The organism is Clostridium sp. FP2, from assembly GCF_011065955.2.
GTDB lineage: Bacteria > Bacillota > Clostridia > Clostridiales > Clostridiaceae > Clostridium_AD > Clostridium_AD tagluense.
In genome coordinates this window covers 1,129,930-1,154,720 of sequence record NZ_JAAMNI020000001.1, presented here as the reverse complement: position 1 = coordinate 1,154,720, position 24,791 = coordinate 1,129,930, and the positions used below count along the sequence as shown (strand labels likewise).

The window sequence follows — 24,791 nt, the reverse complement described above, 5'->3', positions numbered from 1 at the left end:
TTACAATCACCCCTTTCTCATGAAGAATGCAAAAGCATCTTTATTAAAACCATTGACTTTAGCTATAACATTTATATTCCGTATATGATAAAGTTGTCCCTTATAATCTTTTGCTTGATTATCACATATATAAGCATAATCATAGTTTCCTTCCTTTACCCATTTCATGAATATATATGTATGAGTTGGAAATCCCTTTTGTTTTCCATTGGCATCTGTTGTAAAACATATATCTCCAGGCATTAAATTTTTATAATACTTTTGTTTTTTAAATCCCTTTTCCGTAAGTAACGATATCATTTGCTGTGTATTGCTCGTTTCCATAGGTACCATGAAATTGTTTTTTCTTAGCACTTCTGATATAAAATAGACACAGGTATTTTCTGAACTGCCTTGATTTAATTCTATGGCAGAACCATAGACATCTTTTCTATTTGCTTCATCCTTTAAAAAATTATATAAATTCTCATTTTTATATAGACTATCTGCTTTTGTATATTGCTTAATATTTGTTGAAAATATTATTGCCATACTTGTTATTACTAAAACAAATATAATTAAGCTTACTTTTTTCATTTGATATCCCCCCAAATAATTAACTATAAATAATTATACAAGGTACTTTTTACAAAATACTTATCATAATTCTTACAAATTTATTAAGAAAATCAAAAAAACACTCTAATATTATGGCAATAAAAAAACACTAGCAAATGCTAGTGTTTTTGTGCGAGTAAGTCTATAAGCCGAGTTCTGTATTAGACAATCATCTATCTAGGCCTATTGTTACCAATAGGCTCAAGCGATACACCCGAAAGCGGGACGGGCAGTCCCAAAATGCTTTCCTATTCGATCTTGCTCCAGATGGGGTTTACATAGCCGCAAAGTCGCCATTGCGCTGGTGAGCTCTTACCTCGCCTTTCCACCCTTACTAGTATATTCAAAAGTTCAGAAAAACTGACCTTTTAGAATACCTTTAGCGGTATATCTCTGTTGCACTTTCCTTAGAGTCGCCTCCACTGGTAGTTAGCCAGCACCCTTGCCCTATGGAGCTCGGACTTTCCTCTCCTGTATTTCTACAGCAGCGATTGTCTGGCTTACTCGCATTAACTATTTTATCACATTTCATCACAAATGTCGAATTTATTTCTAATCCCTCAAAATCATTGTAAAATATACCATATTATTGTATAATTAAAGTAAATAATAATACTTCTGTAGTACAATATGTGGAGGCTATTTAAATGAATTTCAACCAAAGAATCACTGAACTTACAAAAAGTCCTATTGCTATTTTTGCACTATTAGGTCTGCTCTTATTAATCTATGCAGTTTTAAAAATCAGGAAAATTAAATTTACTACACATGTGATAACCTTAGTTGGTTTATCTATTGCATTAGCTACTGTATTACAATTTATAACTATATTAAAATTGCCCCAAGGTGGTAGCGTTACTGCTGGAAGTATGGTTCCCATTGTACTTATTGCGCTTTTTTATGGTCCCGAGGTTGGGTTTTTAACAGGCTTTTTATTTGGAATTATTAATTTTCTAATGACCCCAGTTGCTCTCCATCCTGTGCAAGTGCTATTTGATTATCCACTTCCTTTTATGGCTATTGGAATAGTTGGTTACTTTAGATACAGCAATATTAACGGAAAACTTATGGGCGTAATCCTCGCAATGCTAGCACGATTTGCATGCCATTTTATATCTGGTGTGGTATTCTTCGGAAGTTATGCCCCAAAGGGAACCTCTGTTTATTTATATTCCTTTTTATATAACGGTTCATACATGGGTGTGGAAACCATTCTTACCTGTGTAATTATTGCAATTTTACCGTTAAAACGATTATCCAAAATAGTTTTAAATAACTAATTATTATTTCAATTTCCTAATCAAATTTATTTCCGCTCTAACAGGTGTTTTAGATGAACTATTTCCTCTTACTGTTACTTTATCCACATCAATATTAAGTTCTCTAGCTATTATAGCCTTAACTCTAGATCTACAAAAATTTGCTTGGCAAGTTCCCATTCCAGCTCTTGTCCTTCTTTTAATAGCATCTGTAGAATTAATGGGTATATTTCTATGAATAGCATCCACAATTTCTGCTTCTGTAACTACCTCACATCTGCATATTATATTCTTTGCTGGATCTTCATCATCAATTTTTCCATGAAAATTATTATCTTTTTTAACTATTATTCCTTTTCTATATGAAATAAAATTGTCTTTCTCCTGGAGCACTAATCCTGATTTCACAAGTATATCCGCTACCATCTCAGCTATTGCTGGTGATGATGTAAGTCCTGGTGAATCTATACCAGCCACATTTATGAATCTTTTAACGGGGCTTTCCTCAATAATAAAATCCCCCGTATTGCTGCTAGCTCTTATACCTGAAAAAGTAGTTAACGTCTTTCTTACATCAAAATCAGGTATAGACCTTCTAGCTGTGTCTATAACATCTTTTAAAGTCTCAGTTGTAGTTGCTACATCATCTTTATCACTTATTTCTTCTGAGTTAGGTCCTATCATAAAATTACCATGATAGGTTGTAGTTACTAATATTCCTTTGCCTTTATCTGTGGGGACTTGAAAAATAACAGTATTCACAAAGTGACCTTGATCTTTTCCCATCAAAATATATTGACCTTTTTTAGGCATTATTTTAAAATCATCCATACCTAGCATATTAGCTATTTTATCGCTGTATTGTCCAGCAGCATTTATAACGTATCTTGCTTCAATATCCTCTTTATTTGTATGTACAATAAATTTTTCTTCTAGATTTTCTATAGATAATACTTCACTTAAAAGCTTAAGCTCTACACCATTTGTGATAGCATTTTCTACTAATGCAATAGTAAATTCATAAGGTGAGGTAACCCCTACACTTTTAGCATATAGTGCTACCGTTACATCACTATTTAAATTTGGCTCTATTTCTTTTAGTTTATCCCCTCTTATTATTTCTAAATCATCGCATCCCATTTTTAGACCATTTTCATAAAGCTCCTTAATTTTCTTCTCGTCATCTTCGTTAAATCCAATGACCAAAGCTCCTGTTTTTCTGTATCCAAAATTTAATTCTTCCTGTAGCTTTCTGTACATTTTATTACCTTTTCCACATAATTGTCCTTTTAATGTACCATACTTAGCCGCATATCCCCCATGAACTATTCCACTATTGGCTTTTGACGCTCCAGTTGAAACATCATCTTCTTTTTCTAAAATCCCTATTTTCAAATTGTATCTTGAAAGGTTTCTAGCTATAGCAGATCCTACTACTCCAGCTCCTATAATAACTACATCATACATAAATATCTCCCTCTTAACCTTTTATTAGTATTTGAATTTAAATAATTAATCTTTGTTAATATCTATTATAGTATAAATATATGTATTATAATAGATATTTATACTTTATAGGTTTTTATTTACTAAGCAGCAGCTCTCTCTCAGTATAAGCTTTGTTGGTATAACTATTTTTTTAGCTATTTTTCTTCTATTTTTTAATTTTTCAATTATTAATTCTACAGCTGTTTCACCCATAAACTCCATGTGTATTTTAACAGTAGTTAAGGCAGGCACTATAAACTGTGCGGTTATATTGTCATTATAGGACACAATACTAATGTCTTTTGGTATTTTAAAGCCAGCTTCGTTTATAGCTCTGTAGGCCCCTATTGCCATAGAATCATTGGCTATTATATAGGCTGTTACCTTGTTTTTATCTCCTAATGCCACTTTCATAAGCTCATATCCACTTTGTGGTGTGAATTCACCTATGTACAAATTATCCTTGTAGTCTATGCCCCTATTCTGCATTTCTTCTTTATAAGTCTTGACCCGTCTATCAACAAAGATTTCTTTATTCCCGTTAATATATTCTTTTCCACCGACAAGTCCAATTTTTTTATGCCCTAGGTCCTCTAAGTAATTTATTATATCAATAGTAGCATACTTTAAATCACATACTACAGAATCATAGATTTCACTTTTAGGTGATGAATCAACAAACACAATGCTTTTAGATACTGTTCTAAGCTTTTCTACTTCCAAATCACCAAATTTCCCAATAGCTATAATTCCATCTACTTCCTTTATATATGTGGTAAAAAATGGTGATAATTTTACTACTTCTATATTTTCACTAGCACATTTTTTTTCTATAGCCATTCTTATAGATAAATAATATGGATCTAGTACTTCTTCTTTCTCAGTGTACCAATTTGCTATGGCTACCTTATAAATACTTTTTTTAACATTTTTTTCTTTCTTTTTTATATAATTTAATTCCTGAGCCGCTTCAAATATTTTTTGTTTTGTATCGTCTGTTACAGTTAACTTATCATCAAAGTTTAACACTCTAGATACAGTAGCAATTGATACTCCAGCTAGGTTTGCAATATCTTTTATTGTTGCCATAATTTTCACACTCACTTATTTTTCTATAAACTCTTTATGAATTTATTAAAAGCCTTTATTCCACTTTCATTTCTTTTAAATACCCCAGAATGTTCTAGAACCTCTAAAAATATAGTGCCTATTTCTTTTTTTAAGATTTCATCTACATTTGTTTCATTTATATCCGAATATTTTCGGACTAATTGCAATGCCCATTTTTTATGTTTCACAAGCTCCTGGCAATTGTCCAAATCATTAATTTTATTTTTATTTACTAAATAATACCTAAGTTCTTTTATCTCTGTTTTTAGTCTTGCTGGCAATACTGCAAGTCCCATAACCTCTATAAGCCCAATATTTTCTTTCTTTATATGATGTAATTCACTATGAGGATGGAAAATCCCATCTGGATGCTCGGACGAGGTTCTATTATTCCTTAGAACTAAATCTATCTCATAGGCCTCCCCTCTTCTTCTAGCTATAGGTGTTATTGTATTATGGGGTACGCTCTCGGTAAATGCCCTTATCTCTGCACTTTCATCAGAATAATTCTTCCAACTATTTAAAACGTAATAGGCTAAATTAACCAGGTTTTCTCTATCATTACCCACTATTCTAACAACACTCATAGGCCACTTAACTCTACCAAGAGTTACTCCCTTAAAACCTTCCACCACAAATTCTTCCTCCACAGGTGCTTTTGCCATAGCAAATTCATAGTTTCCACCTTGGAAATGGTCATGACTTAATATAGAGCCTCCAACTATTGGAAGGTCTGCATTAGAGCCTATAATATAATGTGGATATTGCCTAGCGAAATCTAGTAGCCTTTTAAAGGTATTTTTGCATATTTTCATAGGCTCATGTTCACCCTTAAGTACTATGCAATGTTCATTATAGTAAACGTAAGGCGAATATTGCAAAAACCATTTTTCACTATTTAATTCAACAGGTATAATCCTGTGATTACCTCTAGCTGGATGGTTTATTCTGCCTGCGTAACCCTCATTTTCTTTGCAAAGCAAGCAGGTTGGATAGCCACTTGCTTTTAAGTTCTTAGCCCTAGCAATGGCTTTCGGATCTTTTTCTGGTTTAGATAAATTAATAGTAATATCTATATCACCAAACTCAGTTGCACATTTCCACTTTAGGTCCTTTTGCACACTTTCCCATCTTATATAATTTGAATTAATTGACAATCCATAAAAATAATCCGTTGCACTACTTGGACTTTCACTATAGTGTTTTTTAAATTCTCTTATTATTTCCGATGGTCTTCCTATTAAACAAGCCATTATTTTTGTATCAAACAACTCCCTAGTAACTATACCATTATCCTCTATTTTTTCATTTTCATAAGCCCAATCCGTTATACTATCTAGAACTTGTTGTAATCCATAGTTCTTATCCTCAATAACTTCCATTAAATTTTCAATTTCATCTAGTGATAAAGCTTCTAAAAGCAGGTTTCTTGTATATATTATATCCGCTGGTATTATTAATTGCTTTCTTATTGCATAATAAAGTAGCTTTTGAATCTCTATGGAAATATTTACCGCCATGCTATCACCCCTTATTTATCATCGACTCCATTTACATTATTCTTATGAAAATTCCAAGCAAAACCTATTATATTTTTCTTGCGCCATCACCTATTTGAGCTACATAAAACAGTGCCTCGTATCCTATCTTGATTTTATATTCCGCTGAAGCTTTTTTAATAAAATCATCTACAAATTCGTCTTTAACTATACTTACACTGCAACCTCCGAAACCTGCACCAGTCATTCTCGATCCTATAATTCCTGGTGTTTCCCAAGCAATTTCAACTAATGTATCTAACTCTATTCCAGTAACTTCATAATCATCTCTTAGCGATATATGAGACTTATTCATTAACTTCCCAAATAACTCTATATCACTATTTCCAAGGGCTTCTACCGCCTTTAGAGTTCTTTGATTTTCATAAATAGCATGTTTTGCACGCCGCACGCATACTTCATCTTTTATAAGATGTCTACTTTTTTCAAATTCTTCTTCATTTAATTCACAAAGAGAATTTATGGGAAGCACAGTTTGTAAATCTTTAAGTGCTGTTTCACATTCTGCTCTTCTTTCATTATATTTAGAATCCGCAAGCCCTCTTCTTTTATTGGTGTTTGCTATTACTATAGATGCTCCATTAAGTTTGATATTGGCATATTCATATTTTAATGTATTTGCATCTAAAAGTATTGCGCAATCCTTTTTACCCATTGCTATAGCAAACTGGTCCATAATACCACAATTTACACCTATAAATTGATTTTCAGCTTCTTTACTAAGCTTTGCAATATCAATCATATGAATAGGAAAATTATATAAATCCTTTAAAACAACACCTGTAACCACTTCTATAGATGCTGAAGAAGATAGTCCTGCACCGTTTGGAATATTTCCATAAAACAATATATCAAATCCACTATCTATTTTCATACCATTATTCTCAAAAGCCCAAATTACTCCCTTAGGGTAATTTGCCCAATCATGTTCACTGTCATATTCTATCTCATCTATATTCATCTGAATTATTCCTAGAGCTTCAAAATTCTTTGAATAGAATCTTATTTTTTTATCATCTCTCTTTTTAATTAGTGCATAGGTACCAAAAGTTAATGCACAAGGAAAAACATTACCTCCGTTATAATCCGTATGCTCTCCTATTAAGTTAACCCTCCCTGGTGCAAAAAAAACTTTTTCTACTTCTTCACAGTAAACTTTTTTAAACATCTCTTTCAACTTTTCAATCATATTATTCAGCTCCTTTCCATAGTAATTAATTCTTTGTAAACCTTTATATTTGTAGCTTATCATTTTTTTAGTAAAACTTCAATATTTTTAGTAAAATTATTACATTAAGCATCTTAAATTTTCAATATATTTGGAATAATCACATAAATATTTGTTTTATAGAAGGAAATCCCATATTTATATAGAATACTACAAGTAGGAAACGGTTACAAAATGGTTACAAGTTATAAACATAGGGGGAATATAGATGAAAAAAGTTAAAAGTGTTACATCTTTTGCTCTTGCTTTAATTTTTGCAGGATCAATAGGTATACGCTGTACGAATGTACAAGCTACAGAAATTCTATTTGGAAACAGTGTTGAAGTAGCTTCAAAAGAAAGTAAGCTTACAGGCGCTGATATTGTAGCCTATGCAAAGAAACTCACCGGTATACCCTATAAAAGCGGTGGAACTACTAAAGCTGGATTTGATTGCTCTGGTTTTACTATGCATGTTTTTAGTAATTTTAACATAACATTACCACGCACCGCCGAAAGTCAAACATCAAAAGGTACAGTGGTTAGTAAAGCTAACTTACGTATAGGAGATTTGGTTTTCTTTGGTAGTGTAATAAGTCATGTTGGTATTTACGTTGGTGATGGTAATTTTATACACTCACCTAAGCCAGGGTCAAGTGTTAAAATTGCAGAACTAAAATATATGCCAAATTATAACACGGCCAGAAGGATATTATAGTAGCAAAGCTATAATAAATTAAAGGGCATCTGCATATTTAAATATGCAGATGCCCTTTCTCATCATGTGGAAATTATTCCTCACCATTATTTGCTTCTGCAGTTAATTGCTCCATGTGAGAAATATACCATTTACTAATTAATATTTTCAAAGAAGCAGCAATAGGTACAGCTATTAGCATCCCTATAAGTCCACCTAAACTTCCCCCTATAATAATCGCAAGCATTGTGAATACAGGATGTAATCCCACACTATTTCCAACAATTTTAGGTGCCAGCAAGTTGTTATCAACTTGTTGAACTACAATCATTCCAATAGTTGCCCAAACTGCTGTAATAGGTTGTCCACTTAGTAGTGCCATAATTACTGCAAGAATAGTTCCAACAATAGGTCCGATATATGGTATCATATTACAAATACCTGCAATGACGCCTATTATTAAAGCGTAATCTATTCCAATAAAAAACAGTACAGTGCCTGATAAAACTCCTACAATGCAAGCTTCTAATAATTGTCCTCTTATATATTTATAAAAGGTATCATCTATAATAGATAATATTTCTTTCACTTTATTCCCAGCTTCACTTTTTCGAAATATAAGATTAAAAATTTTATTCCATAAATCTATAAAGTACTTAGAGTCCTGTATTAAATAAATACTTAATACTATAGCTATAAAAAAGGAAGCTATATTTCCTCCTATAGATACAGCAGAATTTGTCATCGCTCCAATACTTGTAGAAAAATATGATTGTACATAGCTTACAATTTTAGCAATCTTACCATTTAAATCTCCTAATATTGAAATATTTGTCCTTTCTAACTTTTCACTAATAGCACTAACTGACAATGTAGAGTTCTTTAAATAATTAGTTAGATATTCTGTCATATTAGCTATGGTTATATTATTAGAAATTTTTCCGCCAACCATAATATATATTCCACTAACAATAGCTATGAAAACAGCAATTACTAATGTATACACTCCTAAAATCCCAACTGCTCTTCTAGTAGATGCTTTTTTAAATATTCTTTTCTTTTCTAAGAATTTTTCAATAATTTGCACCACAGGTTTCAATATATATACAATTATTAATGCCATAAGAAGCGGTTTCACAAGTCCAATAATATTTCCTATTGTACTTGATAATAGTGAAAATATATCACCTATATTATTTAAAATCGTTATGCCTATATAAATTAGAAGCACGGTGCCTGTAGCATATAAACAGTATTTTAATAATTTTTTATCTATTCTCATTTTACCCTCCCCGTCGTAGCTAGATTCCTGATTCTCTTACTACTTTACATTATAACAAATTCAATGGCAAGGTAAAGGTTAAATTACTACTTATTGCTCTAGTTAATTTTTTAATCTTCCTTAATCAAATATAAGAGATTGTCGTCTAGATTATAATAAATTGGCGCTATCAAAATATTAGGGTATTTATTTCTTAGCCTCTTAGCCTCCTCCAAAACAAACTCTATCTCATTACCAATCTCAAACATTGGAGCAAAATTCATAAAATGATCTTCTGCTCTTTGCCTCTCCCAACCCACTACATCAACAAGCCCTTGAATAAACTGCTCCCTTTTCGACATCAGATTAACCATTCCACAGTGATTATGGGCTATAAGTGCAATAGTTTTAATTTTTCCTATTGCTATTGTATAAGAAACCTTAAATTCACTAAAACGCAAAGTTCCTCCACCAGAACGAATAATATATGCAAAATTGTCCGGTATATGAAGATATTTTCTATTATCCATACACATTCCTATTAACATCTGTGGACTACTTACAGCTTTATAATGCGTATTTAAGTTATGGTATTCTAATAAAACACTGATGGGCGTATTTTTATATTCTGAAAATATATCCTCTTTATTATTAATCTTTATTAATCTATCCATATTGGTTTTATCTCCTTAAATTTTTCTATATTTTTTATTGTCAGTTAAAATTTATTTTTATTATATCATAACCTATTAATTTCTAATACTGCAACCTAACTTTAGAAATATAATTGATTTTTGGGATAGTTTATAATATCACATTTTCATACATATATATAATTGTAATGTAATACTATAACATATAATGTTATGATATCATGCTACTATATACACCATAATTTTAATAGTTTAAAATAGAGGAAAGAATATAATGATGTTTTTCCAATTGTAATATGTACCTCAGTAGGCCCTTTACTATCTTTGAATTTATTAAGGAGATGTTTAATTTGAAAAATACTTCTAAGCTATTGTTATGTATAATTATTTCAATGTGTTTTATTGCAGAGGGTTGCACAAAAAAAGCTGAACCCATTGCTACCCCGTCAAACCCTAAAAAAACGGAAGCCCCAGTGAAAACCGAGCAAAAATACTTTTCTCCCTATACTGGTGAAGAGGTAAAAAAAGAAATATTAGATAACATTGCTGTACTTGCCATAGTCGAAAACTCAAAGGCTGCAAGACCTCAATCTGGAATAAACGCTGCGGATATAGTTTATGAAACCCTTGCTGAGGGTGGCACACCAAGATTCATTGCATTATTTCAAAGTGGCAATGTGCAAAAAATCGGACCAATTAGAAGTGCCAGATCTTACTTTTTAGATATTTCAAAAGAATATAACCTACCCTTTGCTCACTGTGGAGGAAGCCAGGAGGCTCTAGATGAAATTAAAAATAAAAACTTAATGAGTATGAATGAAATGAAATATGCCTCTACTTATTGGAGAGATTCGACCCGGAAAGCTCCTCATAACCTTTATACTTCTACAGAGAAATTAAGGGAGCTTGTTAAAATAAAAAATTTTGTGAAAGCGCCTACAGTAAATTTAAAATTTGACAAGAGCTATTGGGATAGCAATAAACTTTCCCCAGCTACAAATATATTTTTAAGAATAAACAACCTTTACAACACTAGTTACACCTATAAAGATGGTCTTTACTTTAAGAGCATGGATGGCGAGTCTTCAACTAATAAAGAGGATAAAACTCCTTTATCCTTTAAAAATATAGTGGTGCAAATCACTTCCATTAAAACACAAAATGATGAACTACATTTAGATATTGCTCTTGTTGGCACAGGAGATGGTTATGTTGTTAGCAATGGTAAGTTTATTAAAATGCACTGGTCTAAAAAAGATGCTACTTCACAAACTCTTCTAACCGATGAGGAAGGTAATGATTTACCATTAAATCCTGGAAAGACTTGCTGGAATATTGTAGATAGAAGTAGCAAAATAGATATAAAATAAATTATAGAAAAAGACTGGTGATTAGTTTTACTAATTACCAGTCTTTTTTGCACAATTAAAAAAAATTCCAATTGGCAAATATTATCATTTTTTTCCTATATCATTTCTGGTGGATCCATCAAATCATCCAGACAATCCCCTATATAGTTTGACTTTTCATCTATATTTCCTTGTTTTTCATTAGGAAGTATTACATGCTTATCAAATTTAATTATAAAAATAGAACCTAAAGCCATTACAATTCCCAATAGTTTAACTCCTAAAATCACTTCTTCAAAAAATAAATAGGAAATGATAACAGAAACCACGATTTCCATAGAACATATTATACCTGCTTTTGATGCTTCAACTCCATAAGATAATCCAGTAATATACAGAATATATGCAAGTACAGTTGGGATTAACCCTAAACCTATAATACTTGCAACTACAGGCGAACTATATTTTACATATAAAAGATTTACTGGGTGAGAAAATGGCACTAAGAATATCCACCCAAATAGAAAACTATATAAAATAATGGTCAATGGATGATAATCATCTATGATTGCTTTACTTATAATAGTAACTAAAGCATATGTTAAACCTGCTCCTATTCCCATTAGAACACCTAATGAGTTGATGTTTAAAGTATCAAGTGCGCCTCCGGTAACAGTTAGAAAACAGCCTATCATACATAAAACCAGTGCAGAAATCTTAATAGTGCTTAGCAATTCTTTATAAAATATCCTACCCATAATTATTAAAAAAATAGGAGCTGTATATAATAAAATAACTGCTGTAGCTATAGTAGTCCTTTTAATAGTTTCAAAATATAGCAGATTGAAAAGTGCTTGTGAAAAAAAACCGATTAAAGCAGTATACTTTAATCCTCTTTTGTCAAATTTTAATAATTTTTTATCTTTAAACAAAATAAATATAAACATTATAAGAAATCCTACAAATAGTCTACAAAACACTACAAGTTTTGGATCGAATCCATAATTAAACAATACCTTTCCAAACAATCCTACAGTACCCCATAAACTTCCTGCTAGCGCAATCATTAAATACCCCTTTATTTGTTGTATAATAAAGCCCCCCCAGATAAAAATTAGTTTCCATCTCACTTTATTATATGCTTTTTTCTTGCCCTATGCACTATTTACTTAAGCAATATAATGTAACTAATCATTTATTTTCATTATAACCCAACATTATAATAATTCTATTTGGAGGCTTACATGATTAATTTAACACTAATACCTCTCTACTATATAGTTTATTGACAGGGCAATGATAAAATAAAAAAACGTATTTGATTTCTCAAATACGTTTTTTCTTAAAATCCTTATAAAATATCGTTAAACAGAGATTTTACCGGTAATCGCCGCTACTATCATAACTATTGCCATTATAACCATAGCTATCATTGCCATCTTTTCCCTCTTAGTAATGACTTCATTTTTTTCTTTTTTAGCCTTTAAGTAAAATCCTATCCCTAATGCATAAATTACGAATGCTAGCCCTAAATACCCAATTCCTACTGCATATATAACATAAATTGAATATATACCTGCGAGTACTGCTATAATTTTCTCCTTAATGTGTCCACTTTCTTTATTAAATACCTTAAATGCAAACATAGAAGATAATAAATATGGTATTAATATATTAGTTGTACACATATGTGTGGCAACATAATAAGCCTTTTGCAAAGCTTCCGAAAGCATGGCTAGAAGACCTATTTGTGTTGCCACAATTGAAAATAAAAGAGCATTTATAGGTACATTTTTATCATTATTTACTTTAAACCACTTAGGCATTAACCCATCCTGTGCTGCCGGAGCATACAAAATTTCTGTAGTTAACAAAAACCAGCAAAGCAAAGCACCCATAAGAGAAATTAAAATACCTACTTTAACTATAATAGCCCCAGAACTTCCCAATGCGGTTTGTGCAAGGACTGCTGCCAGTGGTGTTTGTGCTGCAATTAAATCCTTAGCAGGCAAAATACCCATTGACAATATAGATATTGATATATAAAGTGTGGCTGTTATAACAAGTGAAATTATTGTTCCTTTTCCAACCACTATTTGAGATTCCGCTCTTTCAGACAAAACTACTAAACCTTCAACACCTACGAAGCACCATAAAATTGTTCCCATGGCCCCACTTATCTGTTTTCCTAAACTAGCGGTTTTTCCAGTGGATGCTAAAATCGTCTGCCAATTTTCCACATTAAATATACCTAATTTAAAGGCTGAAAAACCAAATACAATTACTAAAAGTAGTGGTATAACTTTACCAATTGTAACTATTAAATTCAGTATACCAGCTTGTCTAATACCCTTTGCTATTACAAAATAATATATCCACAAAAGAATAGATGCAAGTGAAAATGCTAAAATAGGAGGCATTGAATATCCTTCTCCAATTAAACTATTTATAGTCTTAAAAATTAAAATAATAAATGCAACATTACCAATGAAAGAACTTGTAAAGTAACCCCACGCTGAATTAAAACCTACAAAATCACCAAAGCCTTCTTTAGCATAGGAATAAATCCCACCTTTTAATTCTGGTTTTTCATTTGTAAGCAAATAAAATACCATTCCGAGCATTATTACGCCAAAAACTCCAATACCCCATGAAATGAGAACTGCCATTGGATTTGTTGTTGCTATTAAGTCTGTAGGGCTATTAAAAATACCTGATGCAATCATAGTACCTATACCTAAAGCTACAAGTAACCCAAGTCCTAATTTCTTATTATCTTCTGCCATTAAACAAATTCCTCCTTTGTATATATAAAATAATTACCCCCCCCCCTTATGATATAATTGTTGTATCTAAATTCAACAAAAATTCAATAGTAAGGTGTCATTGAGTATGATTATATCAGTATTAGCTACATATAATCAAGTTTATTATGCCTTGTTTTTGGGTTTTCATGTAATATTAATTAATACTTAAATCCTTTTTATTGTCTAATAATCTTTCCTTTATAAGGTTTACATAGTCATCAATAAATTTATGTTGGACATTTCTAACATCAAACTTAAACATAATCTACAATTTAATTATAAGACAATTATGCATATTAGTAGCGAAAAAAGAGTGAAATCTATTCCACTCTTTTTTAGCTCCTATATCTCTTTAAAATACTATTTTACTTATTCCTAAACTCTTAAGAATTCCCGTTGAAATTGCCTGAGCTAACTTTGTTTGGTAGGCCTCTGTAACTAATAGTTTTTCCTCTGTTGGATTAGAAACGAAGGATGTTTCTACCAATATAGCCGTAGCATTTGTATTATTTAAAACATAAAACCCTGCAGTTTTAATCTTTCTATCCACTCTTCCAGTTGCTTTAATCAATTCAGTTTGAACAGCCTGAGCCAACTTTTGTCCAGCTGCACTACCACTCTTATAAAAGGTCTCGATGCCACTAACTGTAGGCGCCGAATAACTATTTGCATGAATACTTACAAAATAATTTGGCTTAGCATTATTTGAAACATCACATTTTTGTTGAAGACCCTGAGTTTTATCAGTTGTTCTTGTGTAAGTAACTCCAACACCATTCTTAGCTAATATATTTCCCACTTTTAAAGTAATTGCTAGCACTATAGTCTTTTCTTTAGTGCCCATTTGTCCTACTGCTCCTGAATCTGCTCCCCCATGACCTGCATCTAGAACTACACTATACTTGTTTTTAACTGCCTCTTTTACATTAATTATAACTTTAGCTTTCTTATCATAATTTTTTATAACGCCTTCATAGGTATAAGTACCTGACTTAGCAAAAGAAACTAAATCTTGAAGCCATTCTACTCCAACCTCTTTTTTCGAGTTATTAGTCATAGTAGCAAGTATAGTTTTAGGAAATGCATATTTGCCACCAACTTCTAAATTAACAATTGTATCTCCCACTGAAGATATTTGAAAAAGAGAATCATAACTAGTATCTGTATTTGCAAAACCCGTATATTTCATTAGCGCATTCGCTATAGCCTTTGCAGCGTTATTTTGATAATCTGCATTAGTTAGTAATATCTCTTCTTCTGGATTACTTAAAAAGCCCAATTCCAAAACTACCCCAGGGCAATTTAATTTATTTAATATTGCCAAATTTTCTTCTTTACTTGCTGCTTTTATTCCTCTATCTTTAGCTTCTGTTGCTTTTATAAGTTCGCTTTGCATTAGCTCTGCTAACACTTTATTATTGCTAATATCAGATAGGTAATATGTTTCAATTCCGTTTGCAGTATCTGAAGAATATGCATTTGTATTTATACTTAAAAATACATCGGCTTTTGCCTTCTTCGCTATTGCAGCTTTTGCCTCATCCTCATTAAGCTTGTCCCAAGTTACTGAATCACTATCTCTAGTATATACTACATTGAATCCTCTTGTTTTTAATATATTACCTAGTTTTAATGCTGTATTTAAATTTACATCCTTAGCTTTCGCACCATTTTTACCAGTTATATCTTTATAGTACTGAGCTGGATCAATGCATACAGTAAACTCACTTGGCTTTGTAGCTGCACTTTCAGTATTAAAACTCATTCTAACTTCTTTAGGAAGATCCTTCCCATCCGAAGACTTAACTTTTTCTGTCACTATCAAAGTGTATTCACTATTAGCTTCATAATTTTTTATGGGCTTTACTATTACATTTTTATTGTTATTAGCTAAACTAACATCAACGTCTATGCTTTTATTCGCCTCTCCAAGCACCTTAATATTTGTGGTATTTACAGTATTAGAACTCAGTGATTTATTAAAACTCACTGTCCAAGGTTTACTAACCACCACATTGTTTTTAGTTCCTATATCCGCATACGTACTAGCCTTAACGATTATTTGCATAGGTATACACAATGCAAAAGTTAAGATTACAATTAAAAATGATTTAAAAATATTTTTCATATAGCCCTCCCGACTCCCCATAGTTTTCATATTTAATTAATTATATTATAGTTTGTATAATTTTAAATATGATTGTAATTTGTGGTATCAATTCTGAGTTAAGTATACTACACTTTTATTCTCTTCTCCATGTTTTATAAACATTTTTTTAATAAATTTAAAACATATATTAAAATTTATTATAAGGCTTTAATCTTTGATACTAATTCTATTACTAAGAAAACTCGCAAAGCAGAAATTATTTAAAAAAGTATATATTGAATTGAAAAATGACTTAAAATATTTCATATGTAAAAAAAATAGCATGAAATATTGCAAAATAGTACGAATAATGTTATCATAATAAATATCTAGGAAAATTTTGGAGAAATACATTCTTTGTAAACGTTTTTAATAATTAATTGAAGGGAGTTCATAATATGAACGAGACAGGGGTTAAAAAGCTTACGTGGCAAAATCTGGCACTTATAGCTTTTGTAATGGTATGGGGATTTGGAAATGTTGTTAATAACTTTGCCAATCAAGGTTTAAAAGTTGTTGGATCATGGGGACTTATTATTTCATTATATTTTATACCCTATGCACTAATGGTAGGGGAATTAGGTTCTACATTTAAAGATGGTAAAGCAGGCGTTAGTACATGGATAAAATCTACAATGAGTCCAAAACTGGCTTATCTCGCAGGATGGACTTATTGGGTAGTGCATGTACCCTATTTAGCACAAAAACCTCAGTCAATTTTAATAGCACTAGGTTGGGTAACAACACAAAATGGAAAATTCATTAAAGGTTTTAGTCCACTGGTGCTGCAATCAATAACATTATTACTATTTCTCTTTTTCCTATGGTTTGCTTCAAGAGGTGTTAATTCCTTGAAGAAAATAGGAACCATAGCGGGGATATCCGTATTTGTAATGTCAATGCTATACATAGTGATGATGATTGCAGCACCATCAATTACAGGAGTAAAAATTGCAACAGCACACATAACATTGAAATCATTTATTCCAGATTTTAACTTTGCATATTTTACTACAATATCTATGCTAGTGTTTGCAGTAGGTGGCTGTGAAAAAATAGCACCTTATGTTAACGATACTAAAGAGCCATCAAAAAATTTCCCCAAGGGAATGATTGCACTTGCAATAATGGTTGCAGTATCAGCACTACTTGGTTCAGTTGCAATGGGAATGATGTTTGATGCAAATAACATTCCAGTAGATTTAAAAATGAATGGCCAGTACTACGCATTTAAAACCTTGGGTAACTACTATGGCGTAGGAAACTTACTTTTAATCTTATATGCAATTGCAAATATGCTAGCTCAAATTTCTGCATTAGCATTTTCAATTGATGCCCCTTTAAAAATATTATTTGCAGAGGGAGATAAAAAATACATTCCTGCTAGCCTAATGAAAACAAATAAATATGGAGCTCCAATTAATGGATATAAAATGACTGCAGTTTTAGTTGGAATTTTAATAATTGTACCAGCCTTAGGTATTGGAGATATGAATACTTTATTCAACTGGTTATTAGACCTAAACTCAATTGTTATGCCAATAAGGTATTTGTGGGTATTCTTAGCATATATGGCTTTAAGAGGCTTTGCTAAAAAGAAATTCTCATCTGAATATAAATTTATAAAAAATGATAAGGTAGCCTTCTTTATTGGTTTGTGGTGCTTTGCATTTACAGCATTTGCATGTATCATGGGAATGTTTCCAAAAGCAAAAGCAAACACATCAGAGTATACTTTCCAACTTGTACTTAATTTATTAACACCATTTGTTCTTTTAGGACTCGGACTTATCCTACCTTTAATTGCAAAGATATCAAATAATAAAAATGCTATAAATGGGTCAGAGGATATAAGTTAAAGAAAGTTGTAGCAAAAGAGCTAAAGCGTGCAGGCTTTAGCTCTTTTGTTACTTCTATTATTTTAACCTAGCAAAATATGTAACTATAACTACAACCCCTAAAACAAATCTATATATTGAGAATACCCCAAATCCTTTAGTCTTTAAATAATTTAGTAAAAATTTAATACTTAAAAAGCCTACTACTGCAGCTGTTAAAACAGCTACAATAAATGGAGTTTTATCTATGGTGACAGTTCCCATTTTTGTGGCATGATATAATGCATCTCCAATTATTATGGGAGTTGACAGTAGAAAAGTGAACTTAGCTATAGCTTCTCTTTCCATTCCTAAATAACGCCCTGCAGACATCGTAATGCCTGATCGTGATACGCCTGGTATTATTGCAAATATTTGAGAAATACCAACTATAAGACTTCTTTTAAGTCCAATATCTTCTAATTTAATTTTTTCATGACTATTTTTATCAGCATAATATAATATTACACCCAAAATAATAAGTGTAACTCCAATAAGCGCAGGATTTCTAAAGACTTCCATATATTTATCTAATAAAACTCCAAATAAACCGCCAGGAATTGTAGCTAAAACAAGTAGCCAAAATAACATTCCATCCTTTGATTTAGGTTTGCGAATTCCAGCATTAATTAATTTAATCCAATCTTTCCAAAAGAATAGAATTACTGCTGCTGAAGTCCCTAGATGTAATGCTACATCAAAAGCAACGCCAGGATCATTCCATCCAAAAATCCATGGAATTAATACTAAATGAGCTGTGCTAGATATCGGGAGAAACTCCCCAATTCCCTGTACTATTCCATAAACAATAGCTTGTAAAATATTCATATAAATTCTCCTCTGCTTTAAAATTTTATAATGATTTTATACTATTTTTTTATAAAAAATAAATAACTTTTCATGAGCTATCTGATCTCTGTGCTAAGGATATCATCTTCATTATTTCTCTTTCTTTTTCTCTTTTCTTTTATAAACACTACAGCTCCAGGCAGTAATGAAATAATTATTATAGCTATTAGCACATAAGAAAAATGATTTTTCACAAAAGATAGATTACCAAAGAAATAACCCATGCCTAAAAATAAACTTACCCATATTCCACCACCAATCATATTATAAGGTATAAATTTAGAGTAATTCATTTCGGAAATACCAGCTACAAAAGGTGCGAAGGTTCTAATTATAGGAATAAATCTTGCTATTACTATTGTCAGTGAACCATGTTTTTCATAAAACTCCTGAGCTTTTTTTAAATACTCTTTGTTAATAAACCTTACTTCCTCTTTCTCGAGTATCTTTTTCCCAATCTTTTTACCAATATGATAATTAGCAGTGTCCCCCAGTATCGCTGCAAGATATACTACTAATAAAAGAGTAAATATATTCATTGATCCAATCCCTGCAAGTGCTCCTGCTGCAAATAACATTGAATCTCCTGGCAAAATTGGCATAACAACCAATCCTGTTTCAATGAAGATAATTAAAAAAAGAATAACATATGTTAATATTCCATACTGCTGTATTATTAAAGCTAAATACTTATCAATATGCATTAATGCATTTATAAGGTTAATTAAAATACCCATATTTTTTCCCCTTTCGTTGAAAGTTGCTTCTAATCTTTCAATTTTTATATTATATATTTTAAAGATTAAAATTAGATTAAAAGAGTCTTAGATTTAGCTTAAGAAGTATGATAGCGATAATAAAAAACACCTAGATAACAGATAAATCTGAAATCTAGATGTTTAATATTATACTTATTTTTGTTCCATTACCTTCCTTGCTTTCTACATTTATAGTTCCTTTGTGCACCTCTACAATCCATTTAGCAATAGATAGTCCAAGGCCTGTGCCACCTTTTTCTTTAGATCTAGATTTATCTACAATGTAAAATCTTTCAAATATATTTTGAATTTCGCCTTTTGGTATTCCTACGCCACTGTCACTAACAGTAATTTTTACTGTTTTATTCTGGATTTCTGAACTTATATCAATTTTCCCTTGTTCTGGTGTGAATTTAATACTATTTTCAATAAATATCCTAAGCATTTGCTTTATCATTTTATAATCTCCGAATATAAATGCAGCATCATTTTTTCCACTGGATATTATATGACTAGGATCTATAAGCACACTTTCACTCACCACTTCGGAAATAAGCTCATTTAGCCAAAATTCACTTTTCTCTATTATTTGATTTCCACTATCACCTTTTGCAAGAAATAATAGTTTTTCAACTAAGTTTTCCATATTACTACTTTCTAGCTTAATAGCATGAATAGATTTTTCTAAGGCCTGCCTATCATCTTTCCCCCATCTATCAAGTAGGTTTGCATACCCTTGAATAACTGCAATAGGAGTTCTAAGCTCATGGGATGCATCGGATACAAATTGAATTTGCCGGTCAAAAGCTCCCTGGAGCCTATCTATCATTTTATTAAAAGTATTACCTAGTCTTTTAAGTTCATCATCGGGACCTGTGACCTCTATTCTTTCCCTTAAATTATTAATACTAATATTATCAGCAGCTTTAGTTATATAATCAATAGGTTCCAACATTTTTTTGCTTATACTATATCCTAATATAAGCGAAGCAATAATCCCTATAAAGTCAGCTATTGCCATGAGAACAAATAGGATTTTCATGAAGTCATATTCATTCTCCATATCCTTCACTATTTGAATATACGCAGGTCCATTTTTCACAGTTTCAATTCTTAAATTTTTAAATACCAGATGTTTATCATGCTCTTTGAAATTTTTCACTTTATCAAGTGGTTCTTCAGTTTTAATACTATAATTAAATTCTTTTGATATGTTTAATACCTTTCCATCTTCTTTTAGTATCCTTATGGATATATTTTCTTTAGATGGAACATCTGAAATTATTTTTTTATCGGATAAATCTACCTGCTTTGTCTTTGACACAGCCTTATTTAATACCATTATTTTAACATCATCTATTTGCTTATTTGCCTGGCTATACAAGTAATATTTTGTTCCGTATAATATTGAAGCATTTAAAATCAGCAATACGAGTGAGAACATCACAGCATAAACTATAGTTAATTTTACAGAAACTTTTGCACTTTTAATGATTTTAAAATTCATAATTAATCACCTTTAACAACATATCCTACCCCTCTTATAGTAGTTATAAGTTTATCTTCAAATCCATCATCAATTTTACTTCGTAAATATCTTATAAAAACATCTACTACATTAGTATCCCCTATGTAGTCATAACCCCATACCTTCTCAATTAATTGTGCGCGTGTAAGCACAACATCTTTATTTATTAACAGCATCTCTAAAAGGTCATACTCCTTTTTTGTAAGTTCAATTTCCTTGCCACTTCGCTTAACATTATGAGCTTTATTGTCTATGACAATATCTCTAACTTTGATTTCACATCTATTATCGCTTATGGATTTATTCCTTTCATACACTCTAATTCGTGCTAATAGTTCTTCTATTGCAAAGGGTTTTGTAAGATAATCATTTGCACCTACATCAAGGCCCAAGACCTTATCTGATATATCGCTTTTTGCAGTAAGCATAATTATGGGTACCATAGACGATTGTCTTATTCTCCTGCAAACCTCAATTCCATTAATTCCAGGTATCATAATATCAAGAAGTATTAAATCATATTGACTTTCCTCTGCTATATTTAGAGCTTCGCGTCCATCCCAGGCTAAATCAACTTTATATCCTTCATGATCTAATTCCATTTCAACAAACATCGAGATTAGCTTTTCATCTTCTACTAAAAGAATTCTAAAATCCTTCAAATTACCACCTTCTTTTTATACTATTATACATGATGTATGTATGCATTTTATATTATATACTTTTAAAGCATAAATATATATTTTTCCCAATAAAATAGAAGCTGTTGCACCTGAGCAATAGCTTCTATTTTTATTGATTACTTTGTCTTTATAATTCCAGTTCTCTCGTTGAATTGTTCAATAAGTTTATCTAGTTCTGGACCCATCTGATGTAATTTTCCCCAATAATTATCATAATCATACCATTGTGCATTTAACTCATCCAAATCATACTTTTGTTGTTCAATCCAAGTGTAGTATTTAAGGTTATGAATTCTCTTTTTACCTTGGTATGTTAATTCCTCCATACTATCTGTTCTAACACCTAAAACACTTCTGTTATGGTCAATGGCAGCATCAACTTCTGAATAATCTCTGCCTCTTTCTGTTTGCATTTCTGCAAGTCTTGATCCATACATTTCCGCAGAATCTGTAAGAACAGTCATTACCATATCATTTTCCGTTAACTCATAGTATTTAGCAAATTTAATACAAGTTAAGATATTTGCAGCACCAGATATACCAACATATGAAAGTTTAGAAATTAGCTCTTCTGAAATACCTTGCTGTTTTAAATAGGCCTTACCAGCTGGTTCATTAAATAATTTAAACATTGCTAATGCATCATTATCATCAATAGCAACAACCATATCTGTATTGCGGACATTATGAATCCAAGGAATATGTTTATCACCAATACCCTCAATTCTATGATCTCCAAAGCCATTATTGAGTAGTGTTGGACATTGAAGCGCTTCGCCAACTGCAATTTTAGCATTTGGGTATTGATCTTTTAAGAAGTCTCCACTTCCAAGTGTACCTGCTGAACCTGAGGTTAAGCATACACCGGCAAGTCTTCCATTTTCACCTGCTTCAGCTTTAACAATGTCGTTCATTGCATTACCCGTTACTTCATAGTGCCATAAATGATTACCAAGTTCACCAAACTGATTAAATATAACAACGTTATCTCTAGTTTCTCTTAATTCCCATGTCTTATCATAAATTTCTTTTACATTACTTTCACAACCAGGAGTTGCAATAACTTCCCCAGCTACTTTTGAAAGCCAGTCGAAACGTTCTTTGCTCATATTCTCAGGTAATATAGCAACAGCTTTGCATCCAAGTAATGCAGAATTGTAAGCTCCACCACGGCAGTAATTACCTGTTGATGGCCAAACTGCTTCATGATAAGTAGGGTCAAATTGTCCAGTAACTAAACGTGGAACTAGGCAAGCAAAACTTGCTCCAACCTTATGGCATCCAACAGGAAAATACTTTCCAACCATAGCAAAAATCCTTGCTTTAACACCTGATATTTCTGGCGGAATCTCGATATAGTTTGGTAGTTCGTTGTATAGTCCACCTTGTTTTACAGGTTGATTTTTCCAAGAAATTCTGAACAAATTAACAGGATCAATATCCCATAAACCAGTGGTTTTTAATTTCTCTTTAATTTCAGCTGGGATCTTGCTTGGGTCCTTCATCTGAGCAAAAGTTGGTATTACAACATTTCTTTCTTTAGCACTCTGTACAGTTTTTTTAAGTTGCTCTTCATTGATTGTTAAATCTATTAAATTTTTCACTTAAAATCCTCCTCTGTGTATAGATAATTTTATTTATTTTCTTCAAAATATTTTATAAGCAAATCTAATTGTGGTTTTATCTTGTCTGGCTTTTTAACAGCCATTTGAGCAGATTTTACATCCTTTAGGCCACTACCAGAAACAATAAAGGCTACACTCTCATCTGCCCCTATAGCTCCTTCACCTGCTAGTTTCATAAGTCCTGCAAAGGCTGTTACACCCGCAGGTTCTCCAAATACTCCTGTATGTCTTGCAAGAACTGTCATAGCATTTAATATTTCTTCATCACTTACATCTACTGCAATTCCCTTACTTTCATTTAGGGCATTAAGTGCCTTGTATCCATTTCTAGGTATACCTACAGAAATACTGTCTGCTATTGTTTTTGGAGCTATATAATCAAATTCGAATTTGTTGTTTCTAAACGCTCTGTTCACAGGATTTGACCCCTCAGCTTGTACTGATACCATTACTGGTAGCTTATCAATTAAGCCAAGGTCATAGAATTCTTTGAAACCCTTCCACACTCCTGCAATAGAGCAACCATCACCAACGGACATAATTACCTTATCAGGAACTTTGAAATCTAGCTGCTCACATATTTCAAAAGCTGCAGTTTTCTTTCCCTCAACCAAATATGGGTTAATGGCGCAGCTTCTGTTATACCATCCAAAATGCTCTACTGCCTTTAGGCAGAAATCAAAAGCTGTGTCATAATCTCCATCCACTAGAATTACTTTGCTTCCAAATACTAAAAGTTGTGCAAGCTTGCCTTCTGGAATTGCCTCTGGAACAAAAATATAATTTTCAATGCCCATACAAGCGGCAAAGCCAGATACTGAAGATGCTGCATTACCTGTTGAAGCAGCACATATTATATCTTTTTTAAGTTCAATAGCTTTCGCAATACCAACTGCTGAAGCTCTGTCCTTAAAGGAGGCAGTAGGATTTCTTCCTTCATCTTTCACATAAATATTTTTTATATTTAAAAGTTTTTCAAGTCTGCTAGATTTATATAAAGGCGACATTCCTATTTGAAGCGGTGCCGCTCCTGTTAATCCTTCCAAAGGAAGAATTGGTAGGTACCTCCATATATTAGTATTTTTATTTTCCTTTAAATATTCTTTAGTCAGCTCATTCTTAATGAGCTCCATATCATAAATGACATCAAGGGTGCCGGAAGTGCCACAATGAGGACAATTATACATGACTTCTTCGCTTACAACCGCTCCACATTTAGAGCATTTCAAGTGCTTAATTTTTTTCATGTTTCACCTCTGCCTTTTTTATTTTTTTACACAAACTGTAAAAATTAATTTAGTCATACTAATATATAGGGAAATTTAAATTGTAAAT

Annotated in this window: 20 protein-coding genes and 1 other RNA gene; 4 read left to right on the top strand and 17 right to left on the bottom strand. The window is 31.7% G+C overall.

Features of this window, described 5'->3' with window-relative positions; all coding sequences use genetic code 11:
• Positions 1-6: 6 nt before the first annotated feature.
• Both G9F71_RS05350 and rnpB read right to left on the bottom strand, forming a co-directional pair.
• A complete protein-coding gene (locus G9F71_RS05350; RefSeq protein ID WP_164950071.1) occupies positions 7-576 on the bottom strand; it encodes a hypothetical protein in 570 nt (189 codons plus the stop codon).
• Positions 577-726: 150 nt separating this feature from the next.
• Positions 727-1,104, bottom strand: an RNA gene (gene rnpB, locus G9F71_RS05345) — RNase P RNA component class A.
• Positions 1,105-1,244: 140 nt separating this feature from the next.
• Here rnpB and thiT point away from each other — a divergent pair.
• Positions 1,245-1,877, top strand: coding sequence for an energy-coupled thiamine transporter ThiT (gene thiT, locus G9F71_RS05340; protein ID WP_164950072.1), 633 nt, complete (start codon positions 1,245-1,247; stop codon positions 1,875-1,877).
• Positions 1,878-1,880: 3 nt separating this feature from the next.
• Here the strand turns inward: thiT and G9F71_RS05335 are convergent, their stop codons facing one another.
• The 4 genes from G9F71_RS05335 to G9F71_RS05320 all read right to left on the bottom strand — a co-directional run bounded on the left by G9F71_RS05335 (position 1,881) and on the right by G9F71_RS05320 (position 7,202).
• A complete protein-coding gene (locus G9F71_RS05335; protein ID WP_164950073.1) occupies positions 1,881-3,323 on the bottom strand; it encodes an NAD(P)/FAD-dependent oxidoreductase in 1,443 nt (480 codons plus the stop codon).
• Positions 3,324-3,428: 105 nt separating this feature from the next.
• Positions 3,429-4,433: a LacI family DNA-binding transcriptional regulator gene (locus G9F71_RS05330; protein ID WP_164950074.1), complete on the bottom strand. Its 1,005-nt coding sequence runs from the start codon at positions 4,431-4,433 to the stop codon at positions 3,429-3,431.
• A gap of 23 nt (positions 4,434-4,456) precedes the next feature.
• Positions 4,457-5,974 (bottom strand): UDP-glucose--hexose-1-phosphate uridylyltransferase, encoded by a 1,518-nt coding sequence (gene galT / locus G9F71_RS05325; protein WP_164950075.1) that lies wholly within the window; start codon positions 5,972-5,974, stop codon positions 4,457-4,459.
• Between the two features lie 67 nt (positions 5,975-6,041).
• Positions 6,042-7,202 carry a galactokinase gene (locus G9F71_RS05320; protein WP_164950076.1) on the bottom strand — a complete coding sequence of 387 codons (1,161 nt, stop codon included), beginning with the start codon at positions 7,200-7,202 and terminating at the stop codon, positions 6,042-6,044.
• Between the two features lie 247 nt (positions 7,203-7,449).
• On the opposite strand from G9F71_RS05320, the gene G9F71_RS05315 reads away from it, so the two are divergent.
• Positions 7,450-7,938, top strand: a complete 489-nt coding sequence (locus tag G9F71_RS05315) for a C40 family peptidase (protein WP_125003313.1) — start codon at positions 7,450-7,452, stop codon at positions 7,936-7,938.
• A gap of 73 nt (positions 7,939-8,011) precedes the next feature.
• Here the strand turns inward: G9F71_RS05315 and G9F71_RS05310 are convergent, their stop codons facing one another.
• On the bottom strand, positions 8,012-9,199 hold the full coding sequence (locus tag G9F71_RS05310; protein WP_164950077.1) for an AI-2E family transporter: 1,188 nt from the start codon (positions 9,197-9,199) through the stop codon (positions 8,012-8,014).
• A gap of 110 nt (positions 9,200-9,309) precedes the next feature.
• The gene (locus G9F71_RS05305; RefSeq protein ID WP_125003309.1) at positions 9,310-9,852 is read right to left on the bottom strand and encodes a carbonic anhydrase; all 543 of its coding nucleotides are present in this window, start codon (positions 9,850-9,852) and stop codon (positions 9,310-9,312) included.
• Positions 9,853-10,181: 329 nt separating this feature from the next.
• Between G9F71_RS05305 and G9F71_RS05300 the strand changes: the two genes are divergently transcribed.
• The gene (locus G9F71_RS05300) at positions 10,182-11,201 is read left to right on the top strand and encodes a DUF3048 domain-containing protein (protein ID WP_164950078.1); all 1,020 of its coding nucleotides are present in this window, start codon (positions 10,182-10,184) and stop codon (positions 11,199-11,201) included.
• A gap of 95 nt (positions 11,202-11,296) precedes the next feature.
• Here G9F71_RS05300 and G9F71_RS05295 read toward each other — a convergent pair whose 3' ends face one another.
• The 3 genes from G9F71_RS05295 to G9F71_RS05285 all read right to left on the bottom strand — a co-directional run bounded on the left by G9F71_RS05295 (position 11,297) and on the right by G9F71_RS05285 (position 16,115).
• Positions 11,297-12,247 carry a DMT family transporter gene (locus G9F71_RS05295; RefSeq protein WP_202017942.1) on the bottom strand — a complete coding sequence of 317 codons (951 nt, stop codon included), beginning with the start codon at positions 12,245-12,247 and terminating at the stop codon, positions 11,297-11,299.
• Between the two features lie 297 nt (positions 12,248-12,544).
• Positions 12,545-13,966, bottom strand: coding sequence for an amino acid permease (locus tag G9F71_RS05290; protein ID WP_164950079.1), 1,422 nt, complete (start codon positions 13,964-13,966; stop codon positions 12,545-12,547).
• Between the two features lie 373 nt (positions 13,967-14,339).
• Positions 14,340-16,115 carry an N-acetylmuramoyl-L-alanine amidase gene (locus G9F71_RS05285; protein WP_164950080.1) on the bottom strand — a complete coding sequence of 592 codons (1,776 nt, stop codon included), beginning with the start codon at positions 16,113-16,115 and terminating at the stop codon, positions 14,340-14,342.
• Positions 16,116-16,534: 419 nt separating this feature from the next.
• On the opposite strand from G9F71_RS05285, the gene G9F71_RS05280 reads away from it, so the two are divergent.
• Positions 16,535-17,995, top strand: a complete 1,461-nt coding sequence (locus G9F71_RS05280; RefSeq protein WP_164950081.1) for an amino acid permease — start codon at positions 16,535-16,537, stop codon at positions 17,993-17,995.
• 57 nt (positions 17,996-18,052) lie between these two features.
• On the opposite strand, the gene uppP is transcribed toward G9F71_RS05280, so the two are convergent.
• The 6 genes from uppP to G9F71_RS05250 form a co-directional block, all read right to left on the bottom strand.
• The gene (uppP, locus tag G9F71_RS05275) at positions 18,053-18,841 is read right to left on the bottom strand and encodes an undecaprenyl-diphosphatase UppP (RefSeq protein ID WP_164950082.1); all 789 of its coding nucleotides are present in this window, start codon (positions 18,839-18,841) and stop codon (positions 18,053-18,055) included.
• Between the two features lie 77 nt (positions 18,842-18,918).
• Entirely contained in the window at positions 18,919-19,599 is a 681-nt protein-coding gene (locus G9F71_RS05270; protein WP_164950083.1) for a VTT domain-containing protein, read from the bottom strand.
• Positions 19,600-19,753: 154 nt separating this feature from the next.
• Entirely contained in the window at positions 19,754-21,127 is a 1,374-nt protein-coding gene (locus G9F71_RS05265) for an ATP-binding protein (protein WP_164950084.1), read from the bottom strand.
• Positions 21,128-21,129: 2 nt separating this feature from the next.
• Positions 21,130-21,810, bottom strand: coding sequence for a response regulator transcription factor (locus G9F71_RS05260; protein WP_164950085.1), 681 nt, complete (start codon positions 21,808-21,810; stop codon positions 21,130-21,132).
• A gap of 137 nt (positions 21,811-21,947) precedes the next feature.
• Positions 21,948-23,435 carry a pyridoxal-phosphate dependent enzyme gene (locus G9F71_RS05255; protein WP_164950086.1) on the bottom strand — a complete coding sequence of 496 codons (1,488 nt, stop codon included), beginning with the start codon at positions 23,433-23,435 and terminating at the stop codon, positions 21,948-21,950.
• A 29-nt stretch (positions 23,436-23,464) separates the two neighbouring features.
• Positions 23,465-24,703 (bottom strand): threonine synthase, encoded by a 1,239-nt coding sequence (locus G9F71_RS05250; protein WP_164950087.1) that lies wholly within the window; start codon positions 24,701-24,703, stop codon positions 23,465-23,467.
• Positions 24,704-24,791 lie beyond the last annotated feature (88 nt).

What these genes read in the sequence shown, in the direction of transcription:
- G9F71_RS05350 (WP_164950071.1), bottom strand. Translation starts at nt 576, where the DNA reads ATGAAAAAAGTAAGCTTAATTATATTTGTTTTAGTAATAACAAGTATG.
- uppP (WP_164950082.1), bottom strand. Translation starts at nt 18,841, where the DNA reads ATGAATATTTTACAAGCTATTGTTTATGGAATAGTACAGGGAATTGGG.
- G9F71_RS05305 (WP_125003309.1), bottom strand. Translation starts at nt 9,852, where the DNA reads ATGGATAGATTAATAAAGATTAATAATAAAGAGGATATATTTTCAGAA.
- G9F71_RS05250 (WP_164950087.1), bottom strand. Translation starts at nt 24,703, where the DNA reads ATGAAAAAAATTAAGCACTTGAAATGCTCTAAATGTGGAGCGGTTGTA.
- G9F71_RS05265 (WP_164950084.1), bottom strand. Translation starts at nt 21,127, where the DNA reads ATGAATTTTAAAATCATTAAAAGTGCAAAAGTTTCTGTAAAATTAACT.
- G9F71_RS05310 (WP_164950077.1), bottom strand. Translation starts at nt 9,199, where the DNA reads ATGAGAATAGATAAAAAATTATTAAAATACTGTTTATATGCTACAGGC.
- G9F71_RS05270 (WP_164950083.1), bottom strand. Translation starts at nt 19,599, where the DNA reads ATGGGTATTTTAATTAACCTTATAAATGCATTAATGCATATTGATAAG.
- G9F71_RS05285 (WP_164950080.1), bottom strand. Translation starts at nt 16,115, where the DNA reads ATGAAAAATATTTTTAAATCATTTTTAATTGTAATCTTAACTTTTGCA.
- G9F71_RS05280 (WP_164950081.1), top strand. Translation starts at nt 16,535, where the DNA reads ATGAACGAGACAGGGGTTAAAAAGCTTACGTGGCAAAATCTGGCACTT.
- G9F71_RS05335 (WP_164950073.1), bottom strand. Translation starts at nt 3,323, where the DNA reads ATGTATGATGTAGTTATTATAGGAGCTGGAGTAGTAGGATCTGCTATA.
- thiT (WP_164950072.1), top strand. Translation starts at nt 1,245, where the DNA reads ATGAATTTCAACCAAAGAATCACTGAACTTACAAAAAGTCCTATTGCT.
- G9F71_RS05320 (WP_164950076.1), bottom strand. Translation starts at nt 7,202, where the DNA reads ATGATTGAAAAGTTGAAAGAGATGTTTAAAAAAGTTTACTGTGAAGAA.
- G9F71_RS05330 (WP_164950074.1), bottom strand. Translation starts at nt 4,433, where the DNA reads ATGGCAACAATAAAAGATATTGCAAACCTAGCTGGAGTATCAATTGCT.
- G9F71_RS05295 (WP_202017942.1), bottom strand. Translation starts at nt 12,247, where the DNA reads ATGATTGCGCTAGCAGGAAGTTTATGGGGTACTGTAGGATTGTTTGGA.
- galT (WP_164950075.1), bottom strand. Translation starts at nt 5,974, where the DNA reads ATGGCGGTAAATATTTCCATAGAGATTCAAAAGCTACTTTATTATGCA.
- G9F71_RS05315 (WP_125003313.1), top strand. Translation starts at nt 7,450, where the DNA reads ATGAAAAAAGTTAAAAGTGTTACATCTTTTGCTCTTGCTTTAATTTTT.
- G9F71_RS05290 (WP_164950079.1), bottom strand. Translation starts at nt 13,966, where the DNA reads ATGGCAGAAGATAATAAGAAATTAGGACTTGGGTTACTTGTAGCTTTA.